12 protein-coding genes and 1 pseudogene are annotated in these 12,160 nt (G+C 53.3%); 10 read left to right on the top strand and 3 right to left on the bottom strand.

All coding sequences use genetic code 11. The annotated features are described in order from the left end of the window. The first annotated feature begins 14 nt into the window (after nucleotides 1-14). Both prc and htpX read left to right on the top strand, forming a co-directional pair. Complete coding sequence (prc, locus tag EnteroDNA1_RS05420) at nucleotides 15-2,063, top strand: carboxy terminal-processing peptidase (protein WP_029741991.1); 2,049 nt, start codon at nucleotides 15-17, stop codon at nucleotides 2,061-2,063. A 193-nt stretch (nucleotides 2,064-2,256) separates the two neighbouring features. Further along, nucleotides 2,257-3,138, top strand: coding sequence for a protease HtpX (gene htpX / locus EnteroDNA1_RS05415; RefSeq protein ID WP_069302997.1), 882 nt, complete (start codon nucleotides 2,257-2,259; stop codon nucleotides 3,136-3,138). Between the two features lie 50 nt (nucleotides 3,139-3,188). On the opposite strand, the gene EnteroDNA1_RS05410 is transcribed toward htpX, so the two are convergent. Next, nucleotides 3,189-4,562: an MFS transporter gene (locus EnteroDNA1_RS05410; protein WP_033145833.1), complete on the bottom strand. Its 1,374-nt coding sequence runs from the start codon at nucleotides 4,560-4,562 to the stop codon at nucleotides 3,189-3,191. A 179-nt stretch (nucleotides 4,563-4,741) separates the two neighbouring features. On the opposite strand from EnteroDNA1_RS05410, the gene kdgR reads away from it, so the two are divergent. Next, nucleotides 4,742-5,533, top strand: coding sequence for a DNA-binding transcriptional regulator KdgR (gene kdgR, locus EnteroDNA1_RS05405; RefSeq protein ID WP_023312208.1), 792 nt, complete (start codon nucleotides 4,742-4,744; stop codon nucleotides 5,531-5,533). Nucleotides 5,534-5,601: 68 nt separating this feature from the next. Here kdgR and EnteroDNA1_RS05400 read toward each other — a convergent pair whose 3' ends face one another. Next, nucleotides 5,602-5,841 carry a YobH family protein gene (locus EnteroDNA1_RS05400; protein WP_069302996.1) on the bottom strand — a complete coding sequence of 80 codons (240 nt, stop codon included), beginning with the start codon at nucleotides 5,839-5,841 and terminating at the stop codon, nucleotides 5,602-5,604. A 162-nt stretch (nucleotides 5,842-6,003) separates the two neighbouring features. Between EnteroDNA1_RS05400 and mgrB the strand changes: the two genes are divergently transcribed. The 7 genes and pseudogenes from mgrB to rlmA all read left to right on the top strand — a co-directional run bounded on the left by mgrB (nucleotide 6,004) and on the right by rlmA (nucleotide 11,235). Next, the gene (gene mgrB, locus EnteroDNA1_RS05395; protein WP_006175995.1) at nucleotides 6,004-6,147 is read left to right on the top strand and encodes a PhoP/PhoQ regulator MgrB; all 144 of its coding nucleotides are present in this window, start codon (nucleotides 6,004-6,006) and stop codon (nucleotides 6,145-6,147) included. 74 nt (nucleotides 6,148-6,221) lie between these two features. Beyond that, a complete protein-coding gene (locus EnteroDNA1_RS05390; RefSeq protein ID WP_008500484.1) occupies nucleotides 6,222-6,512 on the top strand; it encodes a YebO family protein in 291 nt (96 codons plus the stop codon). A 21-nt stretch (nucleotides 6,513-6,533) separates the two neighbouring features. Next, entirely contained in the window at nucleotides 6,534-7,523 is a 990-nt protein-coding gene (locus EnteroDNA1_RS05385) for an MBL fold metallo-hydrolase (RefSeq protein ID WP_039263639.1), read from the top strand. Between the two features lie 525 nt (nucleotides 7,524-8,048). After that, nucleotides 8,049-8,193 (top strand): annotated as a pseudogene (locus tag EnteroDNA1_RS05380) (DUF2627 domain-containing protein). Between the two features lie 13 nt (nucleotides 8,194-8,206). Further along, nucleotides 8,207-8,416 carry a transcription antiterminator/RNA stability regulator CspE gene (gene cspE / locus EnteroDNA1_RS05375; protein WP_001062678.1) on the top strand — a complete coding sequence of 70 codons (210 nt, stop codon included), beginning with the start codon at nucleotides 8,207-8,209 and terminating at the stop codon, nucleotides 8,414-8,416. A gap of 219 nt (nucleotides 8,417-8,635) precedes the next feature. Continuing rightward, entirely contained in the window at nucleotides 8,636-10,354 is a 1,719-nt protein-coding gene (gene ftsI / locus EnteroDNA1_RS05370; protein WP_033145830.1) for a peptidoglycan glycosyltransferase FtsI, read from the top strand. Between the two features lie 65 nt (nucleotides 10,355-10,419). Continuing rightward, nucleotides 10,420-11,235, top strand: coding sequence for a 23S rRNA (guanine(745)-N(1))-methyltransferase (gene rlmA, locus EnteroDNA1_RS05365; protein WP_064672712.1), 816 nt, complete (start codon nucleotides 10,420-10,422; stop codon nucleotides 11,233-11,235). Here rlmA and mntP read toward each other — a convergent pair. Beyond that, nucleotides 11,232-11,798 (bottom strand): manganese efflux pump MntP, encoded by a 567-nt coding sequence (gene mntP / locus EnteroDNA1_RS05360; protein WP_047074362.1) that lies wholly within the window; start codon nucleotides 11,796-11,798, stop codon nucleotides 11,232-11,234. The genes rlmA and mntP overlap by 4 nt on opposite strands. Between the last annotated feature and the right edge of the window lie 362 nt (nucleotides 11,799-12,160).

Genomic DNA, 12,160 nt, shown 5'->3' with positions numbered 1-12,160 from the left:
AGGCCAAGCCTGGCATGAACACTTTTTTTAAGCTCACCGCGCTGGCGGGCCTGTTTGCCATAACAGGTCACGCTTTTGCAGTGGACGATATCACGCGTGTTGATCAAATTCCGGTTCTCAAGGAAGAGACGCAGCACGCGACGGTGAGCGAGCGCGTGACCTCACGTTTTACCCGCTCGCACTATCGTCAGTTCGATCTCGATCAGGCCTTTTCGGCCAAAATCTTTGACCGCTATCTGAACTTGCTGGATTACAGCCATAACGTTTTGCTCGCCAGCGATGTCGAGCAGTTCGCTAAGCGCAAATCCGAGGTGGGTGACGAGTTGCGTTCTGGCAAGCTGGATCTGTTCTACGATCTCTACAACCTGTCGCAAAAGCGCCGCTTTGAACGCTATCAGTACGCGCTGAAAGTGCTGGAACGTCCGATGGACTTCACCGGTACTGACACCTTTAATCTGGATCGCAGTAAAGCACCCTGGCCGAAAGACGAAGCCGAGTTGAATGCGCTGTGGGACGGTAAAGTTAAATACGACGAACTGAGTCTTAAGCTGACCGGCAAAGACGAAAAAGAGATCCGTGACACGCTGACGCGTCGTTATAAATTCGCCATTCGTCGTCTGGCGCAAACCAACAGTGAGGATGTTTTCTCACTCGCGATGACCGCCTTTGCGCACGAAATCGATCCGCATACCAACTATCTCTCTCCACGCAACACCGAACAGTTCAATACCGAGATGAGCCTGTCTCTGGAAGGTATCGGCGCGGTGCTGCAGATGGATGATGATTACACGGTGATCAATTCCATGGTCGCGGGTGGCCCGGCATCCAAAAGCAAAGCGATTAGCGTAGGCGATCGCATTGTGGGTGTAGGACAAACAGGCCAGAACATGGTCGACGTGATCGGCTGGCGTCTCGATGACGTGGTTGCGCTGATCAAAGGTCCGAAAGGCAGCAAGGTTCGTCTGGAAATTCTGCCTGCCGGTAAAGGCACCAAAACCCGTATCGTTACCCTGACCCGCGAGCGTATCCGTCTGGAAGACCGCGCGGTGAAAATGTCGGTGAAAACCGTGGGTAAAGAGAAGGTAGGCGTTCTGGATATTCCTGGCTTCTACGTGGGCCTGACTGACGATGTGAAGGTTCAGCTGCAGAAGCTTGAAAAGCAGAACGTCAGCAGCATTATCATCGACCTGCGCAGTAACGGCGGCGGGGCGCTGACGGAAGCGGTTTCACTCTCCGGTCTGTTCATTCCATCTGGTCCGGTGGTTCAGGTGCGCGATAACAACGGTAAAGTGCGTGAAGATGCCGACAACGACGGTGTGGTCTACTACAAAGGCCCGCTGGTGGTCCTGGTTGACCGCTTCAGTGCTTCCGCGTCTGAAATCTTTGCCGCTGCAATGCAGGACTATGGCCGCGCGCTGATCGTCGGTGAGCCAACCTTCGGGAAAGGCACCGTTCAGCAGTATCGCTCTCTGAATCGTATTTACGATCAGATGCTGCGTCCGGAATGGCCTGCGCTGGGCTCGGTTCAGTACACCATTCAGAAATTCTACCGCGTGAACGGTGGCAGTACGCAGCGTAAGGGCGTAACGCCGGACATCATGATGCCGACAGGCACGGAAGAGACCGAAACCGGCGAGAAGTTTGAAGATAACGCCTTGCCGTGGGACAGCATCAATGCCGCGACCTACGTGAAAGCGGGTGATATGACGCAATTTGGCCCTGAACTGCTGAAAGCGCATAACGACCGCATCGCGAAAGATCCGGAGTTCCAGTACATCATGAAGGACATTGCACGATTCAATGCCCTGAAAGATAAGCGGAATATCGTTTCTCTGAACTACGCACAGCGTGAGAAAGAGAATAACGAAGACGATGCAACCCGCCTGGCGCGTATCAACGATCGCTTCAAGCGCGAAGGTAAGCCTCTGCTCAAAAAACTGGACGATCTGCCAAAAGATTACCAGGAGCCGGATCCGTATCTGGACGAGACGGTGCATATCGCTCTCGACCTGGCGAATCAGGAAAAAGAGAAACCTGCCGTACAGCCCGCTCCGGCAAAATAATCACCCAACAGGCACAAGGAATTGTGCCTGTTTCTTTTTGTTCTTCATCCTTCCGTCAGCCAGATTTCCAATTGTGTAAAGTTGTGTCTTTCTGGTGACTTACGCCCGCCGGATGCTTGAAAATAGCCGCAATACCCATACGATGTGGGTAATCGCATAGTGCGTTTTGTTAAACTGAGGTAAAAAGAAAATTATGATGCGAATCGCGCTCTTCCTGCTCACCAACCTGGCGGTCATGGTGGTTTTCGGGCTCGTGCTAAGCCTGACAGGAATTCAGTCGAGCAGCGTTCAGGGTCTGTTGATTATGGCGCTGCTGTTTGGTTTTGGTGGCTCGTTCATCTCCCTGCTGATGTCGAAGTGGATGGCACTGAAATCGGTGGGTGGTGAGGTTATTGAACAGCCGCGTAACGACATGGAACAGTGGCTGATGGATACGGTTGCTCAGCAATCCCGTCAGGCCGGGATCGCCATGCCGCAGGTGGCGATTTACCATGCCCCGGACATCAACGCTTTCGCCACGGGCGCCCGTCGCGATGCGTCACTGGTTGCCGTCAGCACCGGATTGCTGCAGAACATGAGCCGTGACGAAGCCGAAGCGGTTATTGCCCACGAAATCAGCCATATCGCCAACGGTGACATGGTGACCATGACCCTGATTCAGGGCGTGGTGAACACCTTCGTAATCTTCATCTCCCGTATTCTGGCGCAGATCGCGGCTGGCTTTATGGGCGGAAACCGTGACGAAGGTGAAGAGAGCAACGGCAACCCGCTGATCTACTTCGCCGTTTCGATGGTTCTGGAACTGGTATTCGGTATTCTGGCCAGCATCATCACCATGTGGTTCTCCCGCCACCGTGAATTCCACGCGGATGCCGGCTCGGCGAAGCTTGTTGGTCGTGAGAAGATGATTGCCGCTCTGCAGCGTCTGAAAACCAGCTATGAGCCGCAGGAAGCGAATAGCATGATGGCCTTCTGCATTAACGGTAAATCCAAATCGCTGAGCGAGCTGTTTATGTCTCACCCGCCGCTGGATAAACGTATCGAAGCGCTGCGCAGTGGGGAATACCTGAAGTAACGCTAAGAACCCTAATAAGCCGGGCAGGAGAACACTCCGCCCGGCTTTTTTTATGCCTGAACTTTGGGCTGGGTCACCCGCAGGCCGCTGACGACCGCCGCGAGGGAAGCAAGGGCTCCCGCGGTGAGAAGCGCAACGTGGTTGCCGTTTTGTCCGGCGAGGTTAAACATCAGGGCGACCAGCGCTGCGCCGCTGCTTTGTCCCAGAAGGCGCGCGGTCCCCAGCATGCCGCTGGCACCACCGCTGCGATGGCGCGGCGCGGAGGTGATAATGGTGTGATTGTTAGGGGACTGGAACAGGCCAAACCCTGCGCCGCACAGGATCATGCGCCATATTATGTCCAGATCGGTTGGCGAGGACGGTAGCAGAGCCAGCGCGAAAAGGCCTGTCGCCATCACCGCCAGCCCCAACGCTCCCAATAAACCGGCATGGACGCGTTCAATTAAGTAACCTGCCAGCGGCGCCATCACCATGGTCGCCAGCGGCCAGGGGGTTAACAGCAGGCCGGTCTCCACTTCTGAACGGCCGATCGCGCTCTGCAGAAAGAAGGGCAGAGAAACCAGAGCCAGCATCTGGGCGCAGAACGAGCAGACGGACGTGCAAATGGAGAGGGAAAAGAGGGGAATACGCAGCAGATCGACCGGCAGCAAAGGCACGGGGAGAGTGAGCTGGCGGCGAACAAAGAAGAAGCCGATCGCCAGCAGGGCGATGAGCTCCGCGCCGGTAAGCATCAGGGACTGTCCCTGCGCAAAGCCGCTCAGCGCCGTAATCAGCAGGCCAAAGGTCAGGGCATTCATCACCGCACTCGCCACATCGAAGCGCGGCATGGTGCTTTTGGGACCGTTAGCGGGAAGAAAGCGCAGGGCAAAGAATATAGCGACAATGCCCAGCGGCACGTTAATAGCAAACAGCCATTGCCATGACGCAACGGAAAGGATCGCCGCCGCTATGGTTGGCCCGGCGGCTGAAGAGACGGCCACGATGAACGAGTTAATCCCCATGCCGCGCCCCAGATGACGCTGAGGATAAATTAAGCGGATTAACGCCGTATTTACGCTCATGAGCGCCGCGCCGCCAAAACCCTGCGCAATGCGGGCAAGCGTCAGGGTATGCAGTGAATCTGAAAGTGCGCATAACAACGACGTGAAGGTGAAAACCACCAGACCGCATTGATACACCCGACGGTAACCGAACATATCGCCCAGGAAAGAGAACGAGAGCAGGGAAACCACAATCGCAATCTGATAGGCGTTAACGATCCATATCGAACTGGCGGGAGAGGCGTGCAGGTCGCTGGCGATGGTTGGCAGGGCAACGTTCGCGATTGCGCCGTCAAGGACGGCCATTGAGATACCAATAATGATGGTCGCTATAGCGCCATACCGCTGGGGTAAAGGCAGGCCATCGGAAAGGGTCTTTTCCATTAGGATTAAAAAAGCTCAGCGTGAAATTATTCTCAGGGTAACTATTTTAGCATTGTTACAGCCGCGATATGTCGCAGATTTGTAACGAAGTAAACGCGGATTGATTGCAGGTGACATGACGGGAACTTATAATAAAAACCGGTTCTGATTTTTATAAAACACTCTCTATGAGGTGGTAAATGGCTATTGCGGATTTGGATAAACAGCCAGATTCTGTTTCTTCCGTGCTGAAGGTGTTTGGTATCTTACAGGCGCTGGGGGAAGAGCGTGAAATAGGTATTACAGAGTTGTCGCAGCGCGTGATGATGTCTAAAAGCACCGTATATCGCTTTTTGCAAACCATGAAGTCGCTGGGCTACGTAGCCCAGGAAGGCGAATCTGAAAAATACTCTCTGACGCTGAAGCTGTTTGAGCTGGGCGCCCGTGCGCTACAAAATGTTGACCTGATCCGCAGCGCTGATATTCAGATGCGTGAAATCTCTCGCCTGACCAAAGAGACCATCCATCTCGGCGCGTTGGATGAAGACAGCATTGTGTACATCCATAAAATCGACTCCATGTACAATTTGCGCATGTATTCGCGCATTGGTCGTCGCAACCCGCTCTACAGCACCGCGATTGGTAAGGTTCTGCTGGCGTGGCGCGATCGTGAAGAAGTGAAGCAGATCCTCGAAGGCGTGGAATACAAGCAAAGTACCTCACGAACCATTACCAGCACGGACGCGCTGTTAACGGTGCTCGATCGCGTACGCGAACAGGGGTATGGCGAAGATAACGAGGAGCAGGAAGAAGGGCTGCGCTGCATCGGCGTTCCGGTATTTGACCGCTTTGGGGTTGTGATCGCGGGCTTGAGTATCTCCTTCCCGACCTTACGCTTCTCCGAAGAGCGCCTGCATGAATATGTGGCTATTCTGCACACTGCCGCACGTAAGATTTCTGAACAGATGGGTTACCACGACTACCCGTTTTAACCTCTGCTCGTATAAAAAAACGCCGCATCTGTTGCGGCGTTTTTTTTGCCAGTCATTTCACCGGCCGATTAGCCATTATCAATCACGACGGATGTCTTACGCAGGACCGGACAGTGGGTCAAGCCAACGATCCCGCTGTCAGTATGCAAATATTGCGCAGTGCTCGCGCCCTGTGCTGTTAAATATTTACATTGAATCCCTAACCCGGCTGCGTTCTCGGTGCTTCCCACGAGCACACCGTAACCCGTGAGCAGAAGGCCAATCCAGACGATGGCCAGCGCAATAATTGTTCGAATGATGAAGCGCATCATTAACCTCTTTTGTCGTTGTTATCATAAAGCTAGCGTAAACGGTTTACACGATGAAACAAGTGCAGGATTCTGAAAAAAAGCGCGATGGCGGTACAGTTAGTCCTTGTTTAAGATAAGCGTGATAACCTCGTTACATCAGGTTTTTAGACGGAGTGTGGAGTGAAAAAAATACGCTGGGTAATTCTGATTATCGTGCTGATAGCGTGCGTGGTGTTATGGACGCAGACGATCAACGTGATGTGCGATCAGGATGTACAGTTTTTTAGCGGCGTTTGCGCAATCAATAAGTTTATTCCGTGGTAATACGCATTTTTTCTCAAGGTGATTTCCTTCCTTCGCGCCAGTGGTAAAATAGACGTTTTTATTGAGGTGGTGAAATGGGTGAGTTACTGAATTCAGGGCTGCTGAATATGGCATCCCTGATGATTTCTTTGGTTGTTCTGCTTGTGGGCCTGGTCATTTGGTTTTTCGTGAACCGCGCCAGTTCCCGTACTAACGAGCAGATTGAACTGCTGGAAGCGCTGCTCGATCAGCAAAAACGTCAGAATGCGCTGCTGCGCCGTCTGTGTGAGGCTAACGAACCGGAAGAAAAAGACGCGCCGAAAGACGCGGTCGCTGAAGATAACAAAGACGAAGACGACTTTATCCGCCTGGTGGCTGAGCGTTAATCTTTTGTCCGGGAGGTGGCTGTGGTCTGGAAAAATCCCTGGTATGACCCCTCCCTGAAACATCACACTCCGAATGGTTTTCGTAATACCGATCCTGTTGGACATCAACCCGGCGACCTTGACCGTTGGCGCAAAGCCCGTAAAGAGGCCGGTTTACCGAAGCCACCCGCGCTGGGTTATGAAGACTTTATCCAACAGTGGTGGCAACCGGTTGAGCTTACGCAACCTCATGAAGATGGGGTATGGTGGCTGGGACACGCCAGCGTGATGCTGCAGCTGGACGGCAATATCATCCTTACCGATCCGGTTTTTTCACGGCGCGCTTCTCCACTCCCTTTCCTGGGACCACAGCGCAAAACGCCTCCCGCGCTGTCAGTCGATCAACTCCATCAGCTTGATGCGGTCGTCATCTCCCATAATCATTACGATCATCTTGATGACGCGACCATTCGCCGTATTCTCAAACGCTTCCCCGAGGTCAGTTTTTTTGTTCCGCTGGGCCTGGCCGGCTGGTTTCGCCGCCGGGGGGCAAAACGCGTGGTTGAGCTCGACTGGTGGCAGAGCTTCACCTGGCAGGGGATGACGCTAACCGCCGTACCGGCACAGCACTGGAGTATGCGCACGCCATGGAACCGCAATCGCTCATTATGGTGCGGCTGGGTTATGGAAGGTCGACATCATCGTTTCTGGTTCAGCGGAGATACGGGGTATTCGCCAGAGCTGCTGTTGATACCTGAACGTCTGGGCCATATAGATGCTGCCGCGTTACCGATTGGAGCCTATGCCCCACGCTGGTTCATGGCTGTCCATCATATGGATCCGCAATCTGCGGTGGCATTGTGGCAGCAGCTGGGCTGCCCTCTGGCGTTTCCCATTCACTGGGGCGTGTTTGAACTGGCAGATGAATCCCTGGATGAACCTGTGCGGGAGTTAACTGACGCGCTAGATAATTTAGCACCAGTTAATCATTCTTTCAGGATACTGAAAGTTGGTGAATATTTATCCTTATAAACGAAGCGATAACGTAGTGCATATATTCTGTCTGTAAACGCGTTCAGGAATGTTTTATTTTTATCGAAACGTTTTGCTTGCCTTCTTTTGATGCAGAGTCATAAAAATTTCATTATTTTGGTGCATAACACTGTTTATTAGTTGGTGCATTTTAATACAGGTCGGCGCGGGTTATTAACAGTGTTTTTTGTCTGAAACAATTTGGTCGCGTTACAATGATTTAAGCATAAGTTTTCACAAATTGTTCTAACTCAATCAGGACGTAAGATTTCTTTTCCCGGTTGCTGGACGCTTCGTAATGATTGAGCTATGTTAAAAAAGTCTTAGATTACAGCGCTTGTGAAAGCAACGCTGGGTCTTTGTTACGCAGCAGAGCTGTCTGTAAGTGATGCGCATAATTGTGCAAAACCTGACAGGCACTGTTCGAATTTGTGCGGCGGATCGAGACATGTTTAAAAATGGCTTGCCATATTAAACATAGTGTGTGATAACACGTTTTGGGTCAAACGAGGTACAGTTCTGTTTATGTGTGGCATTTTCAGTAAAGAAGTCCTGAGTAAACACGTTGTCGTTGAATACCGCTTCTCTGCCGAACCTTATATTAGTGCCTCATGCAGTAATGTCTCAGTTTTATCTCAGTTAATGCCTGCGGGCTAAGAAAACACTCTAAGGAATTTTGCAAAATGGCAAAGATTAAAGGTCAAGTTAAGTGGTTCAACGAGTCTAAAGGTTTTGGTTTCATTACTCCTGCTGACGGCAGCAAAGACGTGTTCGTACACTTCTCTGCAATCCAGGGTAACGGCTTCAAAACTCTGGCTGAAGGCCAGAACGTTGAGTTCGAAATTCAGGACGGCCAGAAAGGCCCAGCTGCAGTTAACGTAACTGCTATCTGATCGAACCGCTGCTGACTGAAGCGCTTAGCACTTCAATCTCAGACATAAAGCCTCGCATAACGCGGGGCTTTTTTATGTCCTTTATCTTTCAAAATATTACCATTTGCGGTCTTGTTAGTAACTTGTTGCAAAGCTGCGAGGTTAGTAGCACTGTTTTGCCACCTTAACCCCATCTTTTCCCGTTAAATCAGGGCGTTGTTTAACAGTCCTGGGGTTCAGGTGAAGAAGAAATTGATAACGACCGCTGGCAATTTCACGCCGGCGCGGTTTGTGCTGCTCTGTTTAGCTATTTTTTGTAGTCTGGCTTTTTTGCTGGGCCGCGTTGCCTGGCTGCAAATCATCAAGCCTGACAATCTGGTGAAGCAGGAAGATATGCGTTCCCTCCGCCAGCTGGCGATTGATGCGCCGCGGGGCATGATAATGGATCGCGAAGGTCGCCCCCTGGCGGTGAGCGTGCCCGTCCGGGCCGTCTGGGCCGACCCTAAAACGGTGCTGGCAAAAGGGGGCGTTGGCGTTGATGAACGCTGGCAGGCGTTGGCAAATGCGCTGCATCTCTCCCTGGGCACACTTTCGGCGCGAATCAACGCCAACCCGCAGGGGCGTTTTATTTATCTTGCCCGTCAGGTCGATCCTGCTCAGGCGAAGTGGATCGATAAGCTGAATCTGCCCGGCATCAATTTACGCGACGAGTCACGCCGTTTTTATCCTGCCGGCCATGTGGCAGCGAACCTGATTGGCTTCACCAATATTGACGGGCAGGGCATTGAAGGCGTGGAAAAAAGCTTTAACGCTCAGCTGACCGGTAAGCCGGGTGTGCGGCAGGTAAGGGAAGACCGATACGGTCGCGTGGTTGAAAACCTGACGGAAGTGGCGCCTGCACCGGCGCATAACATCCAGTTAAGTATCGACGAGCGGCTGCAAACCATCACCGAAGATGCGCTCGATAATGCCGTGGCCTGGAACAAGGCCGAGTCTGGTGCATCGGTGCTAATTAATATTCCAACCGGGGAAATACTCGCCATGGCGAGCTATCCGGATTTCAACCCCAATAATCGGGAAGGCGCGACGATAAACGATTTCCGCAATCGCGCCATCAGCGATACGTTCGAGCCCGGTTCGACAGTCAAGCCGCTGGTGCTGATGACGGCCCTGCAGCAGGGCCTGGTCCAGCCAGACAGCGTGATTGACACTCACCCGTATACCCTTGACGGGCATCGTATCCGCGACGTGGGCTATTATCCTGAACTGACGATGACCGGGATCCTGCAAAAATCGAGCGACACCGGCGTGTCCCGACTGTCCCTGGCAATGCCTGTCCAGCATCTTATTGATACCTATCGAAACTTTGGGTTTGGCACGAATACTGGGCTTGGCTTAACGGGCGAGAGCGCGGGGCTGTTGCCAAATCGTAAATACTGGAGCCAGCTCGATCGTGCGACCTTTGCCTTCGGCTACGGGCTGATGGTGACGCCGCTCCAGCTGGCGCACGTCTACGCCACGATTGGCGGCTTCGGGCTCGAGCGACCTCTCTCGATTACGCGTATCGATCCACCCGTTATCGGGCACCGCGTCATGCCGGAAGAGATCGCACACGAGGTGGAACACATGATGGAGAGCGTTGCGCTGCCCGGCGGCGGGGGCGTTAAGGCCGCCGTTCGTGATTACCGGGTGGCGGTGAAAACCGGTACGGCGAAGAAAATTGACGACAGCGGAAAGTACGTCGATAAATACGTCGCCTATACGGCCGGCGTTGCGCCCGCCAGCGATCCGCGCTTCGCTCTGGTGGTGGTGATTAACGATCCGCAAAATGGCGCCTACTACGGCGGTGCCGTTTCCGCGCCTGTCTTCAGCGAGATTATGGGTAACGTGCTGCGTCTGGAGAATGTAAAACCTGACGGGTTACCGGCGGGTTCCGACCACCTTATCGTTATGCGTTAACCGGGCGTTTATAACCAGGGCGAATAGCGGTACACTTCGCCCTTTGATTATGCTCCGGAGTCACCATGTCCTTCAGCTGTCCCCTTTGCCACGCCCCCCTGACGCATTCAGATAAAAGCTATACCTGTCCGCAGGGGCATCAGTTTGATATGGCAAAAGAAGGCTACGTGAATCTTCTGCCGGTGCAGCATAAGCGCTCCCGCGATCCAGGCGACAGTGCAGAGATGATGCAGGCGCGTCGTGCGTTTCTGGATGCCGGGCACTATCTGCCGCTGCGGGAGACCGTCGCGCAGATGCTGAATGACATCCTGCCGGGTTCAGCCACCGTCATGCTCGATATCGGCTGCGGGGAAGGGTACTACACCGCACGGTTTGCCCAGATCGCCCGTGAGAAGGGCGCGTTGACATTCGGTCTGGACGTGTCGAAAGTGGCCATTCGCGCGGCGGCAAAGCGTTACGCTGACGTGACGTTCTGCGTGGCATCCAGCCACCGGCTGCCGTTTGACGATGCCAGCATGGATGCGGTTATCCGCATTTACGCGCCCTGCAAGGCGGAAGAGCTGGCTCGCGTGGTGAAACCGGGCGGATGGGTCGTCACCGTGACGCCGGGCCCGCGTCATCTGATGGAGCTGAAAGGGCTGATCTACGACGAAGTGCGTCTGCATGCACCTCATTCTGAACAACTGGCCGGTTTTACCCTTAAGCAGGAGCAAACCGTAGCGTATGAAATGAAGCTGAAAGGGGAAGAAGCAACCGCGCTGCTGCAGATGACGCCGTTCGCGTGGCGGGCAAAACCGGAAGTGTGGGAAGCGTTAGCTGTACAATCAATATTTAACTGCCAGACGGATTTCAGTATCCACGTCTGGCAGCGCGAAGATTAACCGGCGAAGTGTGCCCAGAGGATCTGGGCTCCAATGCCAATCAGCACAATTCCCCCCAGGATCTCGGCGCGTTTACCCAGCAGCGGGCCGATAAACCGTCCGACCATCATGCCCAGCGTGGACATGATCAGCGTTGCGCAGCCGATGGCCAACGCGGTGGCGATAATATTGACCTGCAGGAATGCCAGACCGACGCCGACGGCCATTGCATCAAGGCTGGTGGCAATCGCCGTGGTGACCAGCAGCCAGAACCCGTGGCGGTGCAGCGGCTCCTCGTCTTCATCATCACCGCCGCGAAAACCTTCAATCACCATTCGGCCACCGAGAAACACCAGCAGTACGAAGGCAATCCAGTGGTTCCACTCCAGCACGAACTGGCTGGCAAGCATGCCAAGTCCCCAGCCGATAAGCGGCGTCAGCGTTTCGATAGCGCCAAAAATAAGGCCGGTACGCAGGGCTTCTGAGAACTTAGGTTTGTGGAGCGTGGCGCCTTTTCCGATGGAAGCCGCAAAAGCGTCCATGGACATGCCAAAAGCGAGGAGGATCGTAGCGGAGATATTCATAACAGCGTCCAGACCGGGGATATCCATATGACACATCACTGCCCCCAGTAAACAGCAGTTGATGTATCTATGGTCTCGCCTGATCGCGCCGCACATAAGATGTGCTGTCAGCGATCCGTACGCGCCACGTTTTTCAACGAGTATGTTGACACGTACATTTCCTGCGAGCAGGAAATCGGCTACTCCCCAACGACGGGCGCAACCTTAACATATTTTGAGAATATAAAACAACAATGGAGAAGCATTATTTAAAATACTTGTTGATAACGATTTTCATTTGTCTTTAAGCGTGAAATTATCGTTAAAAAATAGAGAGCAAATTAACGAAAAGGATATAGCTTTGGCTATATTTCTTGCGCAAG

This window comes from Enterobacter sp. HK169 (assembly GCF_001719105.1).
In the GTDB taxonomy this organism is placed as follows: Bacteria; Pseudomonadota; Gammaproteobacteria; order Enterobacterales; family Enterobacteriaceae; genus Enterobacter; species Enterobacter asburiae_B.
Note: the sequence above shows the minus strand (reverse complement) of the source record. Positions and strands in the feature narration are given on the sequence as shown.

Bases quoted from the DNA above. Each gene is read 5' to 3' on its own strand.
- prc (WP_029741991.1), top strand. From the start codon at position 15: ATGAACACTTTTTTTAAGCTCACCGCGCTGGCGGGCCTGTTTGCCATA.
- htpX (WP_069302997.1), top strand. From the start codon at position 2,257: ATGATGCGAATCGCGCTCTTCCTGCTCACCAACCTGGCGGTCATGGTG.
- EnteroDNA1_RS05410 (WP_033145833.1), bottom strand. From the start codon at position 4,562: ATGGAAAAGACCCTTTCCGATGGCCTGCCTTTACCCCAGCGGTATGGC.
- kdgR (WP_023312208.1), top strand. From the start codon at position 4,742: ATGGCTATTGCGGATTTGGATAAACAGCCAGATTCTGTTTCTTCCGTG.
- EnteroDNA1_RS05400 (WP_069302996.1), bottom strand. From the start codon at position 5,841: ATGCGCTTCATCATTCGAACAATTATTGCGCTGGCCATCGTCTGGATT.
- EnteroDNA1_RS05390 (WP_008500484.1), top strand. From the start codon at position 6,222: ATGGGTGAGTTACTGAATTCAGGGCTGCTGAATATGGCATCCCTGATG.
- cspE (WP_001062678.1), top strand. From the start codon at position 8,207: ATGGCAAAGATTAAAGGTCAAGTTAAGTGGTTCAACGAGTCTAAAGGT.
- rlmA (WP_064672712.1), top strand. From the start codon at position 10,420: ATGTCCTTCAGCTGTCCCCTTTGCCACGCCCCCCTGACGCATTCAGAT.
- mntP (WP_047074362.1), bottom strand. From the start codon at position 11,798: ATGAATATCTCCGCTACGATCCTCCTCGCTTTTGGCATGTCCATGGAC.